This is a genomic window from Lentzea flava, from assembly GCF_014648475.1.
GTDB lineage: Bacteria > Actinomycetota > Actinomycetes > Mycobacteriales > Pseudonocardiaceae > Lentzea > Lentzea flava.
In genome coordinates this window covers 1-18,967 of sequence record NZ_BMRE01000004.1, presented here as the reverse complement: position 1 = coordinate 18,967, position 18,967 = coordinate 1, and the positions used below count along the sequence as shown (strand labels likewise).

Genomic DNA, 18,967 nt, shown 5'->3' with positions numbered 1-18,967 from the left:
CCAAGTTCGCCTCGTGACGCAAAGGGAATGAGACGGTGGTGAGACGGGAACCGGTACACGTCAAGCCATCCGTCCCAACGCTTCCGCACCTGCTTGATCACGCAGTCCCACGCACGAGTAAACGATTCCAAGGCGGTGTTCCGCCGCTTCCGGCACACCGGCGACGCTGGTCCGTTCGGAGCAGTCCCGGCGTCGAGCGACTTCGCGCGGCCAGGCCGATCTCCGGAATTTCGGCGGTGTGATCGCGGTGGGATCGATGTGTGGACGCGCTCCAAGACCCTCGGTGGCATCACCACCGAGGGGAGCAAGGGGATGCGCAGGACCAGAGACAGAGTCGCCCAGATCGCGGCCTTCGCACTCGTGGCGGGCGTTGCTACGACGCTGGTGCTGCTGGCGCTGTGGCTGTAGCGAGGAACCGCTCGGCCACCGCCCGCGCTCTCGGCTGACGCAGGCGCTCGGCGGCCGCGACCGCCTCCTCGGCGTAGCGGACGGCGGCCTCCCGGTTGCCGAGCGCCAGGTGCAGAGTGGAGAGCTGGCCGAGCACCTTGTACTCGCTCCACCAGCGGCTCGTCGACCTGATGGCGACCAGGCACCGCTGCGTGTGACCGAGCGCCTCCACCAGCCGCCCGTCCACCTCGGCGGTGAGCGACAGAGCCACGAGCAACGCCACCTGACCGACGTGGTCGCGAATCTCCTCCATCGCCGCCAGCACCGCGTCGTCGTCCGGCAGGTTCATGTACGCGCGGCACAGCCGAGGCACCTCGCGCGCCATCTCCCGGACTGCCGGGAAATCGCCCATCTGGTAGCGCCAGTAGGCGAACTCGGCCCTGGCGATCGACTCCGCACGCCGGTCACCCGACTCGCGGTAGGCCGCCAGCGACCGCTCCGCCCAGGACACGCACTCTTCGTCGTTGAACAAGCCGAAGTGCACGTAGGCGATGTCGTGCATGACTCCCGCGTAGGACCGCACGTCACCGTGGTCTTTCAACAGCGTGAGGGATCGCTCCAGGTGCGCCAGCGCCTCGTCGGCCTGCCCGCGCTCGGCGTGGACGATGCCTATGTGCTGCAACGCGTTCGCCTCCCCCGTGGGAGCTCCCGCCTGCCGCATCAGCACAAGGCCTCGTTGGAAGTGCTCCATCGCCTTGTCGAACTCCTGGCGTTCCCTGGCGATCATGCCGAGCAGCCCCAGCGTCGACGCCTCGCCGCGCAGGTTGCCGGTCTGCCGCATCAGGCCGAGCGCCTCCTGCAGGTGCTTCTCCGCCTCCGCGTGGTTCTCCTGCCCGAGGTACGCCGAACCCAAGCCGCGCAACGCTTCCGCGCGTGCCTCGAGATCACCGAGGTGACGTGCGGCCGCGAGCGCGACGCTCTGCACCTCGATCCGTTCCCTGCCCAAGCCGCGCAACAAGAGAAAATGCGCGAAGTGGTGCGGCAGCTGCCACGCGTACCGGTAGTGCCCCTCGTAGGCGGCCAGGTAGACGGCGGCCTTGAGGTTGCGCCGTTCCGCCTCCTGCCACGCCAGCGCCTCGACCGGCGTGGCGAACACCGGTGGGTCGACGGGTTCGTACGTGACGTCCTCGTGGATCTGCGGGCGTCCGGGAGCGATCCGCAGAGCGGAGGCGGCCGCGCCGTGCAGGTAGTGGTCGAGGATGCGGACGATCGTCTCGTCCTTCTCCTCCGGCTCCACACTGGCCTTGGCGTGGTCGGCCAGCAGGTCGTGGAACCGGTAGCGGCCGTTCTCCTGCTGCTGCACCAGATGCACGTCGAGCAGCTCGTCCAGCAACCGTTCGGCCTCCGCCCGCGTCGAGCCGATCACCGCCGCGGCCAGGTGGGCGTCCCAGTCGTCGCCCGTGTGCAGCCCCAGGCGCCGGAACAGGCGTTGCTGCTCGGGCGTGAGTTGCTGGTAGGACAACGCGAACGCGCCCGCGACGCTGCGTTCGCCCGCGGCCAGCTCGGTCAGCCGGTGCTCGGCGAGGCGGCGCGTCACGTCCTGCGCGCTCCACGCGGGCCTGGTGCGCCAGCGGGCACCGACGATCCGCACCGCGAGCGGCAGGTAGCCGCAGAGCCGGACGATCTCCCGGGATGCTGCGGAATCGGCCTTCTTGCCTGCGATGCTCACCAGCAGCTTCAGCGAGTCCTCTTCGGACAGGACGTCGAGCGAGATCGTGTGCGCCGCGTCCAGATCGACGAGCCGGCGCCTGCTGGTCACCAGCACCAGGCCGCTGCCGGGCAGCAGCGGGCGGACCTGGGCGGCGCTGCCCGCGTTGTCGAGCACCACGAGTGCCTTGCGGTGGGCCATTTCCGCGCGCCACCGGGCGGCACGGGCGTCCAGGCCGTCCGGGATGTCCTGCGCGGGCACGCCGAGCGCGGTCAGCAACGCGAGCAGCGCGTCCGACGGGGTGCGCGGTTCGACGCCCTCGGTGTAGGAGTGCAGGTCCACGAACAGTTGCGCGTCGGGAAACCTCGGAGCCAGCCGGTGCGCCGCGCGGACCGCGAGCGTGGTCTTGCCAATGCCCGCCATGCCGTCGATCGCGGTGATCGCGACGCAGCCGGACGGGACGGCGGCGAGGATCGCGTCGAGGTCGCCGGCGCGGCCCGCGAAGTCCGGGATGTCGCCGGGCAGGTCGTTGCGGGCCCTGGGCCGGTTGTCGGCCGTGAGCACCTGCTGGTGGGCCTTCTGCAGGTCCCTGCCGGGGTCGAGGCCGAGTTCCTCGGCGAGCCTGGTGCGGATGTCGTCGTAGGCCTGCAGGGCCTCGGTCTGCCGGTCGCAGCGGTGCAGCGCGACGATCAGCTGGGCCCACATCCGTTCCCTGGTCGGGTTCCGCCGGGTGAGCGAGCGCAGTTCGGGCACGAGCTGCTCGTGCAGGCCGCCGCGCAGATCCTGCTCGATCCGGGCTTCGAGCGTGGCGAGGTACTTCTCGGTCAACGCGGGCACGTGGTCGCGTTCCAGAGCATCGCTGCCGATGTCCGCGAACGGGCGGCCGCGCCAGAGCTGCAGCGCTTCCCGCGGTTCCAGCTGCCCGAACCGGTGGACGTCGACCTCGTCGGGCCGCACGTCCAGCAGATACCCACCGGGCCGGGTCAGCACCAGCTCCGGTACGCCCAGGTCCTCGCGCAACCGGCCGACCGTGGTCTGCAGGGCGCCCCGCGACCCGCCGACCAGCTCGATCAGCTCGTCGACGCCGACCACCTGGCCGGGACGCAACAACAACGCGGCCAGGACGACGCGACGCTTGCCGGGCGGGACGTGGACGTGGCGCCCGTCGAGCACCACGTCCAACGATCCCAGCAGGCCGAACGACCTCACTACCACTGATCCCAGTGCACGACCTCTTCGGCCGGGAGCCGCTTGCGCGTCCGCGGTGACGCCCCTTCCGAGATGCCCTCCTCGGCCGGGTGCCCGATCGCGATCAGGCCGATCGGCACGTGCGTCTCCGGGATGCCGAACTCCGCCCGCAGCTGCGGCCAGTCGTCCTCGGCCATCCCGAAGAGCACCGCCCCGAGGCCCTCGTCGACGGCCGTCTGCAGGATCAGCAGCGCGGCCATGCCCGTGTCGATGTACCAGTACGGCACCGGCCAGTTGGCCTCGCTGCGGTCGGTCCACCCCTTGTCCGGCTGCGCGTACCGGTCGAGGTACACGTCCTTGACCGAGAACGGGATCACGACGACCTGTGCGGTCTTCGCGTCCTCCCCGGCCCAGAACTGGAAGTTCTTCTTGAGCCGCTCGAGCGACTCGCCCCTCAGCACGAGGAACGCCTGCCCCTGCGAGAACCCGGCCGACGGACCGCGCACGGCGTTGCGCATGATCCGCTGGATGCTCTCCTCGCTGACGGGCTGGTCGCTGAACTTGCGAACCATGCGCCGTCGCCTGACCACTTCCTGGAACTCCACGTCCACCTCCCCAGATGCGATCTCGACGGTAGCAGCAGCGTCCGGATCCCCCGCGATTCCACGGCCGAGTCGAATTTTTCCTTTCGTGCGACAAATCGGTCCGCCGGGTCGTTGGAGGGGGCACCTGACAGGTCGGCGGCGAAGATCCTTCCTGGGAGGACGGGATCGTCATGAGCGGTCGCAGCACTGAGCCGGAAACCCCGAAGAAGCGCGTCGACTCGACGATCGGCACGGCACTGCTGATCGTCGCCTTCATCAACGGTGGCCTGAACGCCGCGATTTCCAAAGCGGTGTCGCAGCGCGGCGTGTCCAATCCCGGCGTGCAGGGGCGGCTCGAGTTCGCCGGGCTGTTCGCCAGCACCTTCGCGTTGTCGGTCACCATGACGCTGGCCGTCGTGGTGCTCATCGTGCCCAAGGTCTACGGCCGGGAATGGCCGTGGCAACTGCCGATCCTCGTCATCGGGCTCGGCGCGCCACTCGCGGGCCTACCGGTGACCCACCCGAACGGTGCCGGCGCCCTGAACCACACGATTGACTCGCTGCGCGCTTTCATGCTCCATTACGGGGATTCTTTCTACAGCGGCGTGGTCGTCGGGGTCGCCTCCGGTGTCATCATCGCCGTCGTCGCACGACACGAACGCCGAGCCGCGGCACTCGCACAGGCGGATCAGAAAGAGCTGGAACGGACCAGAAAAGCGGCGCGCAAACAGTCGGACGACCCGAGCGCGGTCGCACAGATGGAGCAGTTCACGCTGTTCCGCGGCCGGCCGCCGAAGCCGTGGGGCTTCGACCTCGTCGTTCTGGTCGTAGTGATCCTGGCCCTCACCATCGCGGCGGAACGCGGCCTGGCGACGTCGGCCTCACCGGGCCCTTCGACCACGGCACCGCAGCCCACCCGCGACTACGCCGCCGAGGCCAGAGCGGCCTACCTGCGCGACGCCGAGGCGGCCTGCGGGCGGTGGGTGGCGCAGGCACCGCGCGGACCGTCGCCGAACGAGGCGAGGGCCTGGATGCAGTGGGCGGGGAACGAGATCCAGCTGCGCAAGGGAATGCACGCCGACTGGCAGCAGGTCCCTGCGCCGGAGGCGATCCGCCACGAGGTGCACTCGATCATGACCGACCTCGTCGGCGCACACAACGAGTTCATCGCCGCGGTCAACGACTTCGGCGCTCGGCGCGATCACTGGCCGGCCGTCGAACGGTACAAGCGCGCCAACACCGCGGCGGTGGCGCGGGCGCGCCAGTTCGGGTTCACCGCCGGCGGTTGTGGCTACGAGTGGGTGGTGTACTGACGAGCCACCGGTGCTAGAGACGACGAAGCCCGGCCAGCACGCGTTCCAGCAGCGCTCCGTCCGGACGGTCGCCGCCGTACGACGACGCGGTGCGGTGCACGTCGATCAGACCGTGCGAGGCCATGTCGCCGAGCAGCACCTTGGTGACGCCCAGCGGCAGCCCGCGCAACGCGGCGATCTCCGCCACCGACCGCGGCGAGTGGCACAACGCCAGCACGTCCTGGTGCTCCGGGCGGATCGCCGTCGCGGAGAACTCGTTCACCGAGACCAGGGTCTCGATCTCGAGGTGCACGTCGGACGTGGTGCGGCCGCCGGTCCAGGCGTAGGCGCGCACGATCGACGCCGACGACTCGATGGACGGCAGCGGCGGCACGTCGAACGGCATCGTCGCGTACGGGTCCGGTTCCGGCATGGGCTCCGCGCGCGTGGCCTTCTTCTTGCCGCGCTTGCGGATCCTCGCGCTGTCGAAGCTGAAACCGCTGACCAGGTCGCCGAAGCTGACCTGCTCCTCCGACTCTCTGCTCATGCCAGCTCGGCCCGCAGTTCCGGCGTGAGCAGCTGACCAACCTGCCGCACGACCACGGTCATCTCGTAGGCGACCTGCGCGACGTCGGACGAGGACGACGCCAGGACCGCGAGGACGGAGCCGTCGCTGATCGACGACAGCAGCATCACGCCCCTGTCCATCTGCACCACCGTGCGCACGACCGCTTCACCGGCGAAGCACTGGGACGCCGACTCCGCGAGCGACACCACGCCGGCGACGATCGCCGCGAACTGGGGCGCCACCTGGGGAGGCAACTTCGACGACGAGACCAACACCAGTCCGTCGGCCGAGATCACCACGGCGTGCTCGATGCCGGGGGTGCGCTCGGCGAAGTTGGTGACCAGCCATCCGAACTGGTCCACCTGCGTGCTCATCGACTCTCCTGCCGGTCGGGAAGGCCTCGCTGCACACCGCGCTGGAAGGCGTCGAGGAAGCCCCGTGCCGACTCAGGCGACTGGCGTGCTGGTGCGGGGGGAGGCGGCGCGGCGGCGACCGGTGACTCGAACCACGACGCCGAACCCGACGCCGGATTCGGCGTCTGGCCGGGCATCGCCGGTCGAACCGGCAGCTGCTCGATCGCTTCCCCCCGGAAAGACTCCCAGGACTCCTCCCGTCGTGGGGCCAGTTCTGCCGGAACCAACACGATCGCGCGAGTCCCCTTGCCCTGTTGGGCATCGAGACGTACCACGATCTGGTGGCGTGCGGCCAGCCTGCCCACGACGAAAAGTCCCATTTCGCGGAACACCTGGACGTCCGCGCCCTCGCCGGCGGCCTCGAGGCGGTGGTTCACGACCGCCAGCGCCTCCTGGTCGATGCCGATGCCGTGGTCGACCACGTCGATCTGCACGATGTCACCGGCCTCGATCGACGCGCTGATCGAGACCTGGGTGTGCGGCGGCGAGAAAGCCGTCGCGTTGTCAAGAAGTTCGGCCAGCAGGCGGACGAGGTCGCTCGCCACGTACCCGACCACTTCGGCGTTCGGCGCCGTGTGCACCATCACCCGCTGGTACTGCTCGATCTCCGCGGCCGCCGCGCGCAGCACGTCGGTCAGCGGGATCGGCCGGGTGTACCGCCGTGCCACGTCGCCGCCGGAGAGCACCATCAGGTTCTCGTTGTTGCGGCGCATGCGGGTGGCGAGGTGGTCGAGCTTGAAGAGGTTCGCGAGCTGGTCCGGGTCCTCCTCGTACTTCTCCAGCTCCTCCATGAGCCTGAGCTGGCGTTCGACGAGGCTCTGACTGCGCCGCGAGAGGTTCACGAAGATGTTGCGCATGTTCGCGCGCATGGCGGCCTGTTCGATGACCGACTTCACGGCCTGCTGGTGCACCGCGTCGAACGCGCGCGCCACCTGGCCGAACTCCTCGGTCGTGTCCACCGGCACCGGCTCGATCTCGGTGCTGCCGCGTCCGGTCGCCACCATCTCGGGAAGCTTGTGCCACGCCACTTCGAGCGCGGAGCGGCGCAACGCGTTGAGCGAACGCAGCAGGTAACGGCCGACGACGAACCCGATGGTGCCGGCCAGGATGAGGCTGGCGAACAGGACTGCGGACGCGGTGCCCGCCGCGTCGCTGGTCTCGTCGCGCAGGCGGTTCGCGGTGTCGCGCAGGTCGTTCTGCAGGCCCGTGACCACGCCGTCCAGCGACGTCGAGACCGCGCCGGAGGCCTTGCGCCAGTCCGAGGCGGCGATCGGCAACGGCTTGGGCTTGCTGCTGGTGCCGTTGCCGGTGGCCGGCGCGTCCGAGGTCGGGTGCAGCACCGCGGTGGCCAGCATCTTGCGGTGCGCCTCGATGTCCGGACCGTTGAACTTGGTGGTCCAGTACGTGTTCAGCTGCTCCGGCGTCGCGAGCGCGGCGAACTGGCCTGCGATGTAGCCCAGCTTGACGTTCGACTCGACCAGCGTGCGCACCTCGGCGGTGGTGAGCTGGCCGCGGGTGAGCCCGGACAGCACGACCGCCTGCTGGTACAGGACCTCCTCCTGCACGTGCAGCGCGTGGTGCAGCCCCATCGCCGTGCGGGAGAGCGCGGCGTCGCCGAACTCGCCGGCGATCACCTCGTCCATGTCGAGCATCGACTCGGCGAGGGCGGTGTACTCCTTGATCACGCCCGGCACGTCGGTGGTCCGCTCGCGCAACGCGGGCAGACCACCGATCTTGGCGTGGACGTCGTCCATGCGCGCCGTCACGACCTCGCTCAGCGAGGTCTTGCCGATCTGGCCGCGCAACGCGGTGCGTGCCTCGTCGGTGCGCTTCACCTGCTCGGAGAGCACCTGCGGGCCGGAACCCTCCGCGATGATCCGCCGTTCCGCCTGCACACCCTCGATCACGGGGATCAGCGCGGCGCGGACCTTCACCAGCCGCTGGAGCGCCGCGTACGTCTCGGCGCGCTGCATGTGGGAGTGGATCTGCAGCACGCCGGCGCCCACCGCGATGAAGACCGGAACGATCAACACCGCGGCGAGCTTCACCGGCAGGCGCCAGTTGCGCCAGTTGACGAGCGCGTTGAACATCAGACGAAGAGCTTGGCCGCGTTCAGGAAGAGCCGGTACAGGCCGTAGGCGAGCGGGATGCCCACCCACAACCACGCACCGATCAGCAACAAGCGCTGCGAGTTCACTTCTGCACCACGCCTTCCGCCTCGTCGGCGTTCTCGTCGGCCGTCTCTGCGACGTCGGCCGCCTCGGCCTCGTTCCACTTCGCGACCGTGGCTTCGGCGGTGTTCTCCTCCGCGGCCGCGATCTCGGCGGCCTCGGCGGCGGCCTCGGACTCGGCAGCCTCGGCGGCGATCTCCTCGGCGACCTCGACCTCGGCGACCACCGCGGTGACCTTCTCCGCGTTGTCGTCCTCGGCCTTGTCCGCGACCTTCTCCGTGACCGTCTCCTCGGCCTCGGCCTCGGGCTCGGCGACCACGACGGCCTCGTCCGCGACCTTCGGTTCGTGGAACTTCGGGTTGACCGGGCGGACCAACTCGTTCGCGACGAAACCGACGACCAGCAGCGAGATCATGATGTAGAACGACGTCGCGTACAAGTCAGGACCGACATGTCCGGCCTTCTTGCCGGCGTCCGCGATGGCGTTGACGATCAGCGGCCCGAGCACGCCCGCCACCGACCACGCGGTCAGCAGGCGACCGTGGATCGCGCCGACCTGGTAGGTGCCGAACAGGTCGCGCAGGTAGGCCGGGATCGTGGCGAAACCGCCGCCGTAGAACGACAGGATCACCATCGCCGCGACCACGAACAGCGGGGTGCTGGTCGGGCCGAGCGTCAGCAGCACCAGGTAGAGCAGCGCGCCGACGCCGAGGTAGAGGCGGTAGATGTTCTTGCGTCCCACGATGTCCGAAGTGGACGACCAGACGAACCGGCCTGCCATGTTCGCGGCGCTGAGCAGTGCGACGAAACCGGTGGCTGCGGTCGCGGCGACCGGCGTCGAGGACTCCTTGAAGAAGTCGACCAGCATCGGCGCGGCCTTCTCCAGGATGCCGATGCCCGCGGTGACGTTGAAGCACAGCACGACCCAGAGCAGCCAGAACTGCGGCGTCTTGATCGCGTTGTTCGCGGAGACGTTGAAGGCGACGGAAGCCTTGGGCCTGTCCTTGAGGAGCTCCGCCTTCTCCTTGGTGAACTCCTCGGAGGGCAGGCGGACCAGCAGCACTCCGACGCTCATGAAGATCGCGTAGACGATGCCGTGGATGAGGAACGCCTTGCCGATGCCCGATGTCGAGGTGTTCCCGAACGCCGTGAGCATCGAGGTCGACCACGGTGACGCGATCAACGCTCCGCCGCCGAAGCCCATGATCGCGATACCGGTCGCCATGCCGGGCCGGTCGGGGAACCACTTGATGAGCGTCGAGACCGGCGAGATGTAGCCGATACCGAGGCCGATGCCGCCGACCAGGCCGTAGCCGAGCACGACGACCCAGTACATGCCGGCCCACACGCCGACCGCCGAGATCAGCAGACCGGAGCAGAAGCAGACCAGCGAGGTGAACATCGCCCACCTCGGCCCCTTGCGCTCCACGGTCGTGCCGAGCACCGCGGCCGAGAGCCCGAGCATCACGATGCCGAGCTGGAAGGGCAGAGCCGACTGCGTTCCCGTGATGCCCAGAGATTTCTCCAGAGGCGTCTTGAAGACGCTCCAGGCGTAGGCCTGACCAATGGAGAGATGAATCGCCAGTGCTGCGGGCGGAACGAGCCAGCGGTTCCATCCGGGAGGCGCGACTGTGCGTTCGCGCGCTAAGAACCCCACTTTATCCCCAACCGTCACCAAAAACGCGGACCGGATGATCCTAGGCCAGGCGTACACGTGCGACAACGGTCTGGACCCGTCAACCGGTGTTGCATCCGACGCAACTTCGGCGCAACACAACCGAGCTACCCTCGGGTCCGACCATTTGAGACGAATGCAGTGTCCGGTTTTGCCCGTTTCCCGGTACGGGACCACGTTGACTGCACACGTGAGAGCGCTACAGTGTGGCGCGCACGCAGAGGGGCGGGAGTACATGACCAAGGCGATGTGGTCGCCTGGAGAAACGCAGCACGAGCACCAGGAATTGCGGGGCTTCGCATCGTTCGAGGACCCCGCTGCTTTGTCGTACGTCGATTCGAACGGCAAACCGAACTTCGTGCTGATTCAGCAGACCGACGAATTCCGCACCCTCCGCCGGCGGCTCACGACGTTCATCTTCCCGATGACCGTGTTGTTCCTCTCGTCCTACTTGACCTTCGTGCTGCTGTCCGCGTATGCGAAAGACTTGGTCAGCACCAAGGTGATCGGTGTCATCAACCTCGGGATCCTGTTGGGTCTCGGGCAGTTCGTCGTGTCGATCCTGATCACGCTCGGCTACTCCCGTTACGCGAAGCGACGGCTGGACCCGCAGCGCCAATTGCTCGCCGAGAAGACAGGCGTCGAGGAGTAAGGCATGCCCACCACCGGCAACCCGGTGCTGAACCTCAGCGTCTTCGCCGTCTTCGTCCTGATCACCCTCTACATCGTCTACCGCGCCAGCAGCCGCAACGTCACGGCGTCGGACTACTACGCCGCGGGCAGCTCGTTCACCGGCGCCCAGAACGGCGTGGCGCTCTCGGGCGACTTCCTGTCCGCCGCGTCGTTCCTCGGCATCTCCGGCGGCATCGCGGCGCACGGCTACGACGGCTTCCTCTACTCCGTCGGCTGGGTCGTCGCGTGGCTCGTCGGCCTGCTGCTGATCGCGGAGGGCCTGCGCAACACCGGCCGCTTCACCGTCGGCGACGTGCTGGCGTTCCGGATGAGGCAGCGCCCGGTCCGCGCGGCCGCGGCGAACGCGACCCTGGTGATCTCGTTCTTCTACATGATCGCCCAGATGGCCGGCGCCGGCGGCCTGATCGCGTTGCTGCTCAACGTGTCCTCGAAGTGGGGCCAGGCGCTGCTGATCGCGGTCGTCGGCATGGTCATGGTGCTCTACGTGCTCGTCGGCGGCATGAAGGGCACCACGTGGGTGCAGATCATCAAGGCCGTCCTGCTGCTGCTCTGCGTGACGCTGATGAGCGTCTTCCTGCTCGGCAAGTTCGGCTTCAGCCTGTCGGCGATCATGCAGCAGGCCACCGAGAACAACAAGCTCGGTGAGGCCGTCCTCGACCCCGGGGCGAAGTACGGGTTCAGCGCGATGTCCAAACTGGACTTCGTCTCGCTGGCGCTGTCGCTGGTGCTGGGCATCGCGTCGCTGCCGCACGTGCTGATGCGCTTCTACACCGTGCCGAACGCGTCCGAGGCCCGTCGTTCGGTCGTGTGGGCGACGTGGACGATGGTCATCTTCTACCTGTGCACGCTGGTGATCGGCTTCGGCGCGATGGCGCTGGTGGGCACGGAGACGATCGCCGCCGCACCGGGTGGCGAGAACTCGGCCGCGCCGCTGCTGGCGTTCCGCATCGGTGGCGCGGTGCTGCTCGGTGTCGTGTCCGCGGTCGCGTTCGCCACGATCCTCGCGGTCGTCGCGGGTCTGACCCTGGCGGCGTCGGCCTCGTTCGCGCACGACGTGTACGCGAACGTGATCAAGCGCGGAAACGCCGAGCCCCGCAAGGAGATCCGCGTCGCCCGCCTGACCGCCGTGGTCGTCGGCATCCTGTCGATCATCGGCGGTATCGCGGCGAACGGCCAGAACGTGGCGTTCCTCGTGTCGCTCGCCCTCGCGCTGGCCGCGTCCGCGAACCTGTCGACGATCCTCTACACGATCTTCTGGCGGCGCTTCAACACGACCGGCACGCTGTGGAGCATCTACGGCGGCCTCGGGTCGTGCCTGACGCTGATCATCTTCTCGCCGGTGATGTCCGGCGCGAAGACGTCGATCTTCCCGGACATCGACTTCGCGTGGTTCCCGCTGGGCAACCCCGGCCTCGTGTCGATCCCGTTCTCGTTCCTGTGCGGGTTCCTCGGGACCGTCTTCTCGAAGCAGGAGCCGGAGAACGCGGCCAAGGCGGCGGAGATGGAAGTGCGGGCGATCGCCGGGCTCGGCACGAAGTCCTGATCCGCGGGCCTGATCCGCGGGGCCTGATCAGCCGGGGATGATCCCCGACTCGTGCGCGATGATCGCGGCCTGCACGCGGTTTCTGACGCCGAGCTGCCGGAGGATGGTGCTCACGTACACCTTCACGGTGCCCTCGACGACGTGGATCCGGCCGGCGATCTCGGCGTTGGACAGGCCGGCGCCGACCAGGCCGAGCACCTCGCGTTCCCGCGCCGTGAGCACCTTGATCCGTTCCGTCGCGCTCGGAAGCGGCCGGGCTTTCGCGAGCTGGTCGACGACCCGCTTCGCCACCAGGGGAGACAGGTAGGCGGCGCCGGTCGCGACGGCGCGGACGCCGGAGATGATCTCCTGCGGGTCGCCGGTCTTGAGCACGAACCCGGCAGCGCCCTCCCCCAGCGCCCTGCTGATGTAGGTGTCGTCCGCGAACGTGGTCAGCACCAGCGTCCGCGTGTCCGGGTGCCGCTCGCGGATCAGCGCGGCCGCGTCCAGCCCGTCGACGCCGGGCATGCGGATGTCGAGCACGGCGACGTCGGGCCGGTGCCGCGCGACCAGGTCGAGCGCCTCGCTCCCGTTCTCGGCCTCGGCGACGACCTCGATGTCCCCACCGGTCGCGAGCACCGCCTTCACGCCGAACCTGACCACCGGCTCGTCGTCCGCGAGCACCACCCTGATCAACCGCTTCTCCTGACGAGCCACTCCTTGGACACGAGCCGATCATCCCGGAAGCACAGCTGGTGCAGATCGTGCCGGTGGCTGTCGAACGGGTTGGCGTGCGTGCTGTAGTAGCGGCACTCGGTGCCGGGCGGCGCGGTGACCCCGAGCGGGTTGTCGACGCGGGTGCGCAGCGGAAGGTCCAGATCGTCGTCGTCGGCCCCGAGCTTCGCCTGCGCGAACTGCTGCGGTGTGAGCACCGACGTCACCGCGTCGAACACCATGTAGCCCGGCACGCCGATCGCGATCACCGCGCACACCACGGACGTGATCAGCACCGTGTTCCTGGCGCTGCGGCGGATCTCCTCCTCGGTGCTCTGCCGGCGCACGTGTGTGGGTGTGGTCCTCGGGAGTGGCCTTTCCGGCAGCTTTGCCCTCACCTCGAATCCGCCGTCGTCGGTCGGCCCGGCTTCGAACCAGCCGCCGACGAGCGCGACGCGTTCGGCCAGACCGACCAGGCCCTTGCCGCTTCCCACCGCGGTGGTCTTCGGCGCAGGCCCGTTGGTGATCCGCAGTTCGAGGTTCGCGGTGAGGGTGACGGTGACCTTCGCGCCGGGAGCGTGCTTGATCACGTTGGTCAGCGCCTCGGCGGCCACCCGGTGCACGGTCCGCGCGATGATCCCGTCGATCGCCGTCCTGCGCCCGTTGGTGAGCTCGGCGTCGAGTCCGCTCCTGGCAACGACTTCCTCGATCGTCGCCACCGGTTCGTCCGTGTCGGCCCTGAGCACCTGCATGACGTCGGCGAGCCGTTCCGCCGCCGCGGTGACGCTGGCACGGGCGGTCTTGGCCGCCTCGCGCTGTTGCGCGGTGAGGGCCGGCTCCAGTTCCAGCGCGCCCACGAGCAGCGCGGCCCTGGCGAGCTCGTGGCCCACGAGGTCGTGCATCTCACCGGCGAGCCTGGCCCGTTCGGAGTTGCGGGCGTTGTCGGCGTCCCGCTCCAGCAGCGCCGCGTGCTCCCAGCCGACCTCCTGCAGTTCCGCGTACCGGCGCCGGAACCGCCCGAAGGCCCACGGCACGACGCCGAGCACACCGACGCCGGACGTGACGGCGAGCGCCGTGTCCGACCGCCCCGCTCGGTCAGCGCGGCCACGACACCGGCGAGCTCCGCCACGGCGAGCGCGATCGCCGTGGCCCTCGGGTCCTTCGCGTGCCGTCCGGAGAGGAAGCTCACCAGCGCCAGGGCGGGTGCGAGCGCGACCACCCGCGCGTCGAACTCGACGGTGACGAGGTAGCAGACGAGCCACGCGCCCAACGCGATTCCGAGAGCGACCGCGGGACGCTTGCGGACGAGGGCGAACGCCACGACGAACAGGGCGAGGTAGAACACGGCCTCCCACACGGAGTCCATCATCCCAGCCGTTGCAGGACCACCGTCGGCGCGTCGTCACGACTTGCCCGCTTCTTCTTCAGCAGCACCGCGATGCCCCAGGACACCAGCGCGCCCAGCAACAATCCGGCCAGCACGTCGTGTACATAGTGGACACCGACGATCACCCGTGACGACGCCGCCGCGACCGCGCAGATCGCGGCGACCCAGCCGAGCGTCCTGTGCATCGCCCAGATCGCCATCGCGGACGCCCCGGCGATCACCGAGTGGTTGCTGGGGAACGACCAGTCCCCGTGCGGCGGGCACTCGGCGAGCGAAGGCGTTGTGCGGCAGGGCCTTTCTTCCTGCACCACGAGCTTGATCACCTCGCTCACCGCGTACGCCACCACCACTCCGGCGCCTGCGAGGAATGCACGCAGCCGGAGCTTCAGCGCCAGCCACGCGAACATCAGCACGAACACACCCAGCACCGCGTCGGTGCCGATCACCAGCCAAGTCACCCAGTCGAAGCTACGAAGAACGCGGCTCGCGCACCTCTGCCGATCGGAACCGAGCAACCCTTACTTTCGACAAGGTATGTCGCTGCGACAATGCACAGAACAATGCGGTGACCGACGTATTCAAGTGGTGTCCCATTCTTTGGCGACGAATTGACACATCCGCCACGAATGGAGATCCTTCGCGGTATGCGCAACGGTGTCGTCCTCGTCGGACGCCTGCACGTTGACCTGCGCCAGCAGGCCAGCGCACTCTGTCGCTCCCTCTGAGCACCATTCCCTTTTGAACTGTCCCGGCCGGTTGCCGCGCGCACCCGATCGGGTGAATTCGACGTGCCCGAAAAAGGAGAGAACTGCAATGCGATGGCGAAAAACTCTGGCCGGAGCCGCGGTGGCGGTGCTCGCGGCCGGCGTGGTGACGGCGAGCGGGGACAACTCCCCCGCCTATGCCGACGTGCAGACGATCGTCGACAGCAAAACGGCCTCGGACGGAAAGCAGTACTGGGTGAAGAACCACCTCACCCGGGAAGCGCAAACGCTGAGCGCCGGCCGCAAGAAGTGGCTTCTCGTCTGGGCTGGAGACGAGAACATCGCGGACACGCTCGTCAAGGACCTGAAGAACCTGCCGGGCTCGCTGACCGGCGGGCTCGGGAAGGTCACCAACGCGTTGCCGGGGCCCGACTTCCTGGCGGTGATCGACGCGACCGAGGGCTCGCCCAGCTACGGCAAGGTCGTGAACACCGCGACCGTGGGCCCGCTGGTCGAGAACGAGCCGCACCACATGCAGTACGTGTGGCACAAGGGAGACACGGTCTACGCGGGCGCGCTGTTCGCGGCGGCCACCTACGCGTTCGACGTGAGCGCGCTGCCCTCGTTGAAGCTCAAGGGAATCAGCCTGCCGACGAACACGCTCGGCGGCTCGGTGCCGGACGCCTACTGGACGTTGAAGGACGGCACGGCCTACGGCACCTACATGGGCGGCCCCGTGGTGCCCGGCCCGTACACCTACGCCAACGGGCAAACCGTGGTGGGCAACGGTTTCGCGGGCTCGCCCGGCGCGTTGCTGCGGTTCGACCGCGACGGCAGGGTGCTGTCGCAGACGTCCGCGGCGACACCGCAGGGTGACGACGAGAAGCTGTGCCTGAACCTGCCGCGGCTGGGCGCGCCGTCGTGCGCGAACCCGCACGGCATCCAGGCCCGCGAGGACCTGAACATCCTGGTGACCTCGGACTACGCCGAGCCGCGCAACATCATCCTCGACCCGGTCAAGGCGCCCTCGCCCTACCTGCGCCGCCCGACGGTCCGCACGTGGGACATCTCCGACCGGAACAACCCCCGCCTGAAGGCCGTGAGCTACCTGCAGAACGGTCCACGGTCCGATCCCGCCGACCCGCTGCACCAGGAGAGCCGCGCGGTCATGGAGACGACCGTGACGAACCTGCCCGGTCACAAGGGCGCGTTCGCCCAGACCATGCAGGGCGGTGCGGTGCACTACACGCCGGACATCACCGCCGCGGAACCGCACTGGTACGAGGTGTTCGACGACGGCGCGGCCGGCAAGGCGATCTTCGCGGGCAACGATTCGAACGGTGGCGGTTCGAATGGTGGCTGGATCCAGACGTCGCCGGACGACAAGTACCTCTACCGCGCGATCTCCGGACGGGGCAAGGGCGCGCTCGGCCCCAACGACCCCGGCACCACCGGTGGCGTGTACGTGCTGAACATCGAGAAGCTGCTCGCGGCGGGCACGTCGTTCCAGTGCCGCATCGACACCCTGGCCGAGGCGCAGAACGGCGGCGCCGAGTCCGACTGCCCGACGCTCGCGGGTGCCGTGCCGATCAACCCCGGCACGCCCGCCGCGGGTCCGCACTGGGGCGCGTACGACAACTTCTCGCTGGGCGATGACGGCTTCTACCACGAGGTATCGTCGCCTCGCCGGCTCGCCGTGTCGAACTACTTCGTCGCGCGCACCGGTCTCGACGGCGACCACAAGGTCAACATCGTGAACGTCGGTCCTGACGGCCGGCTGAGCGTGGACACGTCGTTCAAGGACGAGTTCTCCGGTCAGGTGGGCATCAACTTCAACCGCAAGGACTGGCCGCACGGCCCGTTCGGCAACGCGAAGCCGCACTCGGAGCTGTTCGTGATCTCGGACGCGGACGTGAAGTGATGGAGCACCCCCACGGAGGTTTCGACGCCGGCGGCGACGTCTCGATCTGGGTCGTCGTGGTGCGGCTGGCACTGCTGCTCGTCTCGGCCCTGGTCGCGGGCTCCGGCCTCGTGGTCGTGGTGCCGCACCGGGTGAGGGCCGCGAACTTCGCACTCGCGGCGCTCGCCGTCGGGCTCGTATCCGTGTCGGTGCTGGTCTTCGACGCGCACGTGCTGGGCGGTCTGGCACACGGAGTGCTCGTCGTCCTCGTGCCGGTGCTGCTGGGCAGGCCCGTGGTGCGGTGGGTGGCGGCGGCGTTGACGTTGCTGCTGGTGATCGAGACCTCCGTGGGGGACTCCGGACTGCTGCTGGTGGCCAACACCGTCTACGTCGCCGGTGCGGTCGCGTGGGTGGCGTTGTCGTCGAGCGAACGCTTCCGGCAGCACGCGCTGTCGTTGGGCGTGGTGCTGGCGCTGGCAGGGCTCGTGCGGCTGGTGTCGTCCGGCATCGCGTTCGACCGCAGGGTGTTCACGACGCTGCTCGGTGCCGGGCTCGTGGTCGTGGTGCTGCTTCCGTTGGCAGCGCTGGGGATTCGCCGGGCCGGAACTCTCGCGGTCGCGGCCGGGCTGCTCGCCTGGAGCGGGCTGGCCGCGCTTCCCCCGCCGCAGGAGCTGCCCGTTCCCGGCGTTCCCGTGCTCGCCTCCGCCGGGAAGGTGCCGGTGCTGATCAGTCCTCACCGGCCGGGGCGCAACCTCGTGCACTTCCCCGCCTCGGCAGGGGCGTTGACGGTCGGAGTCGGCTCGTCCGAGGTGCCGGCGGTGCCCGTCGCGGGTGCGGACGGCACGTGGGCCGAGGTCGACCTCCCCGCCGGACGTGGTTCGCTCACCGTCCGGTCGGGTTCGGGCAGCTCGACGGTGCGGTTCGACACCGGCACCGCGCCCGGCCCGGCACCGGACGTCGAATGCGCTTCGGCAGCGCTCGGCGGGTTGCTGGGCGGGAAGCGGGAGGCGCTCACGTCGTGCCCGGCGGATGCGCTGTCCACTGAGGACGCCGATTCGCTGGCGAAACTGGTGGCGTTCCTGAAGAACAAGGGCGTCGCGAGCGTCCGGCTGGTGTCCGACTCCTCGCCTCGCGGTGTCCAGGCGGCCGCTCTGGTGCGTTCGGGCCTGCCGGTCTCGGACTCCGGTGACGCGCTGGTCGTGCTTTCCGGCTGGTCCAGCGCTTTCAGCGCGTTGTCCAGGGCGGGCGCCGAACAGGCCGAACGCCCGGTCTACCCGCACGGGCTGTACGTGGCGCCGTGGCTGCTGACGACCCCGATCGCGACGTCGGTGACCACTTTGGCCGTGCCGCTGCGGTTCGACCCGCGCGAGCAACTGCCGATCGGGTACGCCGTCGAGGTCGGCAACCGGTTCGGCGGCGCCAACCCGACGCCCGCCGGCTTCCGGTCGTGGCTCGGCGATCGGCCCGCGGGTTCGCAGGTCCAGATCTACGCGGTCGCGCAGGTGACCGCGATGCCGATGGGGCCCGGCGAGGCGCACGGCCCCGGCATGCCCATGCAGGAAGAGCTTGCGGGGCAATGGGTCCCGAAAGCCACCGTCGTACCGGTCAGCCCGGTGCTGTCGTGAAGGAGAGACATGGTCACCCAGTTCCTCACCGAGAACACCCCGATCTGGGTCCTGCCCGGCGTCGATCTCGGCCCGATCCTCGACCCGACCGTCGGCGTGCCCGCCGCACTGGCGCCGATCTTCGAACTGCTCAAGTTCGTCGGCGGCTGATTTCTGTTGCAACGAAAGGAAGTTCGCATGAAAAAGATCATCGCAGCGGCCCTGCTGAGCGGCGCCGTGCTGGCCGGTGCCGCCTCGCCCGCACTCGCCGACCCTGCCGTGGTGGACAAGCCGGACACCGGCGACCTCACCGACAAGTGGACGACCGCACCGCTCGGCATCCCGGTCTTCGGCTTGATCGAGTCGGTCGTCAAGGCCCCGAACTACATCATCCCCAACTAGACGAGTAAGTCCTAGCTGATCAGTGGTCGTAGGCGATCAGTGATCGAGTGATGGG

General features: G+C 68.9%; 18 protein-coding genes. 8 read left to right on the top strand and 10 right to left on the bottom strand.

Annotation, left to right across the window (positions count from 1 at the left end):
* The first annotated feature begins 258 nt into the window (after positions 1-258).
* Positions 259-408, top strand: coding sequence for a hypothetical protein (locus IEZ09_RS08235; RefSeq protein ID WP_189253012.1), 150 nt, complete (start codon positions 259-261; stop codon positions 406-408).
* Here the strand turns inward: IEZ09_RS08235 and IEZ09_RS08230 are convergent.
* Both IEZ09_RS08230 and IEZ09_RS08225 read right to left on the bottom strand, forming a co-directional pair.
* Complete coding sequence (locus IEZ09_RS08230; protein WP_189253011.1) at positions 374-3,304, bottom strand: AfsR/SARP family transcriptional regulator; 2,931 nt, start codon at positions 3,302-3,304, stop codon at positions 374-376. The genes IEZ09_RS08235 and IEZ09_RS08230 overlap by 35 nt on opposite strands.
* Positions 3,304-3,888 carry a nitroreductase family protein gene (locus IEZ09_RS08225; protein WP_189253010.1) on the bottom strand — a complete coding sequence of 195 codons (585 nt, stop codon included), beginning with the start codon at positions 3,886-3,888 and terminating at the stop codon, positions 3,304-3,306. Before IEZ09_RS08225 ends, IEZ09_RS08230 begins: the two co-directional genes overlap by 1 nt.
* A 170-nt stretch (positions 3,889-4,058) precedes the next feature.
* Here IEZ09_RS08225 and IEZ09_RS08220 point away from each other — a divergent pair, with 170 nt between their 5' ends.
* The gene (locus tag IEZ09_RS08220; protein ID WP_189253009.1) at positions 4,059-5,180 is read left to right on the top strand and encodes a hypothetical protein; all 1,122 of its coding nucleotides are present in this window, start codon (positions 4,059-4,061) and stop codon (positions 5,178-5,180) included.
* A gap of 13 nt (positions 5,181-5,193) precedes the next feature.
* Here IEZ09_RS08220 and IEZ09_RS08215 read toward each other — a convergent pair whose 3' ends face one another.
* From IEZ09_RS08215 to IEZ09_RS08200, 5 genes are read right to left on the bottom strand one after another with little or no spacing between them, the layout of a single operon-like run.
* On the bottom strand, positions 5,194-5,706 hold the full coding sequence (locus IEZ09_RS08215) for a DUF742 domain-containing protein (RefSeq protein WP_189253008.1): 513 nt from the start codon (positions 5,704-5,706) through the stop codon (positions 5,194-5,196).
* Positions 5,703-6,101, bottom strand: coding sequence for a roadblock/LC7 domain-containing protein (locus tag IEZ09_RS08210; RefSeq protein WP_189253007.1), 399 nt, complete (start codon positions 6,099-6,101; stop codon positions 5,703-5,705). The genes IEZ09_RS08215 and IEZ09_RS08210 overlap by 4 nt, the downstream gene beginning before the upstream one ends.
* Positions 6,098-8,230 carry a sensor histidine kinase gene (locus tag IEZ09_RS08205; protein WP_189253006.1) on the bottom strand — a complete coding sequence of 711 codons (2,133 nt, stop codon included), beginning with the start codon at positions 8,228-8,230 and terminating at the stop codon, positions 6,098-6,100. The genes IEZ09_RS08210 and IEZ09_RS08205 overlap by 4 nt, the downstream gene beginning before the upstream one ends.
* Positions 8,230-8,337 carry an MFS transporter small subunit gene (locus IEZ09_RS48225; RefSeq protein WP_419503918.1) on the bottom strand — a complete coding sequence of 36 codons (108 nt, stop codon included), beginning with the start codon at positions 8,335-8,337 and terminating at the stop codon, positions 8,230-8,232. Before IEZ09_RS48225 ends, IEZ09_RS08205 begins: the two co-directional genes overlap by 1 nt.
* A complete protein-coding gene (locus tag IEZ09_RS08200) occupies positions 8,334-9,968 on the bottom strand; it encodes an OFA family MFS transporter (protein WP_370467661.1) in 1,635 nt (544 codons plus the stop codon). The genes IEZ09_RS48225 and IEZ09_RS08200 overlap by 4 nt, the downstream gene beginning before the upstream one ends.
* Before the next feature lie 253 nt (positions 9,969-10,221).
* Here IEZ09_RS08200 and IEZ09_RS08195 point away from each other — a divergent pair, with 253 nt between their 5' ends.
* Positions 10,222-10,638 (top strand): DUF485 domain-containing protein, encoded by a 417-nt coding sequence (locus IEZ09_RS08195; protein WP_189253005.1) that lies wholly within the window; start codon positions 10,222-10,224, stop codon positions 10,636-10,638.
* A gap of 3 nt (positions 10,639-10,641) precedes the next feature.
* The gene (locus tag IEZ09_RS08190; RefSeq protein ID WP_189253004.1) at positions 10,642-12,222 is read left to right on the top strand and encodes a monocarboxylic acid transporter; all 1,581 of its coding nucleotides are present in this window, start codon (positions 10,642-10,644) and stop codon (positions 12,220-12,222) included.
* Positions 12,223-12,249: 27 nt separating this feature from the next.
* On the opposite strand, the gene IEZ09_RS08185 is transcribed toward IEZ09_RS08190, so the two are convergent.
* The 3 genes from IEZ09_RS08185 to IEZ09_RS08175 all read right to left on the bottom strand — a co-directional run bounded on the left by IEZ09_RS08185 (position 12,250) and on the right by IEZ09_RS08175 (position 14,760).
* Positions 12,250-12,897: a response regulator gene (locus IEZ09_RS08185; protein WP_189253003.1), complete on the bottom strand. Its 648-nt coding sequence runs from the start codon at positions 12,895-12,897 to the stop codon at positions 12,250-12,252.
* Positions 12,894-13,949: a sensor histidine kinase gene (locus IEZ09_RS08180; protein ID WP_189253002.1), complete on the bottom strand. Its 1,056-nt coding sequence runs from the start codon at positions 13,947-13,949 to the stop codon at positions 12,894-12,896. Before IEZ09_RS08180 ends, IEZ09_RS08185 begins: the two co-directional genes overlap by 4 nt.
* 331 nt (positions 13,950-14,280) lie before the next feature.
* Positions 14,281-14,760 (bottom strand): phosphatase PAP2 family protein, encoded by a 480-nt coding sequence (locus tag IEZ09_RS08175; protein ID WP_229812347.1) that lies wholly within the window; start codon positions 14,758-14,760, stop codon positions 14,281-14,283.
* A gap of 355 nt (positions 14,761-15,115) precedes the next feature.
* Between IEZ09_RS08175 and IEZ09_RS08170 the strand changes: the two genes are divergently transcribed.
* The 4 genes from IEZ09_RS08170 to IEZ09_RS08155 are packed head-to-tail and all read left to right on the top strand — an operon-like array spanning position 15,116 to position 18,912.
* On the top strand, positions 15,116-16,927 hold the full coding sequence (locus tag IEZ09_RS08170; RefSeq protein ID WP_189253001.1) for a hypothetical protein: 1,812 nt from the start codon (positions 15,116-15,118) through the stop codon (positions 16,925-16,927).
* Positions 16,927-18,531 carry a hypothetical protein gene (locus IEZ09_RS08165; RefSeq protein ID WP_189253000.1) on the top strand — a complete coding sequence of 535 codons (1,605 nt, stop codon included), beginning with the start codon at positions 16,927-16,929 and terminating at the stop codon, positions 18,529-18,531. Before IEZ09_RS08170 ends, IEZ09_RS08165 begins: the two co-directional genes overlap by 1 nt.
* A 9-nt stretch (positions 18,532-18,540) precedes the next feature.
* On the top strand, positions 18,541-18,681 hold the full coding sequence (locus IEZ09_RS08160; protein ID WP_189252999.1) for a hypothetical protein: 141 nt from the start codon (positions 18,541-18,543) through the stop codon (positions 18,679-18,681).
* Between the two features lie 27 nt (positions 18,682-18,708).
* Positions 18,709-18,912, top strand: coding sequence for a hypothetical protein (locus tag IEZ09_RS08155; protein WP_189252998.1), 204 nt, complete (start codon positions 18,709-18,711; stop codon positions 18,910-18,912).
* The last annotated feature ends 55 nt before the right edge of the window (positions 18,913-18,967 follow it).

Bases quoted from the DNA above. Each gene is read 5' to 3' on its own strand.
- IEZ09_RS08220 (WP_189253009.1), top strand. From the start codon at position 4,059: ATGAGCGGTCGCAGCACTGAGCCGGAAACCCCGAAGAAGCGCGTCGAC.
- IEZ09_RS08215 (WP_189253008.1), bottom strand. From the start codon at position 5,706: ATGAGCAGAGAGTCGGAGGAGCAGGTCAGCTTCGGCGACCTGGTCAGC.
- IEZ09_RS08210 (WP_189253007.1), bottom strand. From the start codon at position 6,101: ATGAGCACGCAGGTGGACCAGTTCGGATGGCTGGTCACCAACTTCGCC.
- IEZ09_RS08205 (WP_189253006.1), bottom strand. From the start codon at position 8,230: ATGTTCAACGCGCTCGTCAACTGGCGCAACTGGCGCCTGCCGGTGAAG.
- IEZ09_RS08195 (WP_189253005.1), top strand. From the start codon at position 10,222: ATGACCAAGGCGATGTGGTCGCCTGGAGAAACGCAGCACGAGCACCAG.
- IEZ09_RS08190 (WP_189253004.1), top strand. From the start codon at position 10,642: ATGCCCACCACCGGCAACCCGGTGCTGAACCTCAGCGTCTTCGCCGTC.
- IEZ09_RS08170 (WP_189253001.1), top strand. From the start codon at position 15,116: ATGCGATGGCGAAAAACTCTGGCCGGAGCCGCGGTGGCGGTGCTCGCG.
- IEZ09_RS08165 (WP_189253000.1), top strand. From the start codon at position 16,927: ATGGAGCACCCCCACGGAGGTTTCGACGCCGGCGGCGACGTCTCGATC.
- IEZ09_RS08160 (WP_189252999.1), top strand. From the start codon at position 18,541: ATGGTCACCCAGTTCCTCACCGAGAACACCCCGATCTGGGTCCTGCCC.
- IEZ09_RS08155 (WP_189252998.1), top strand. From the start codon at position 18,709: ATGAAAAAGATCATCGCAGCGGCCCTGCTGAGCGGCGCCGTGCTGGCC.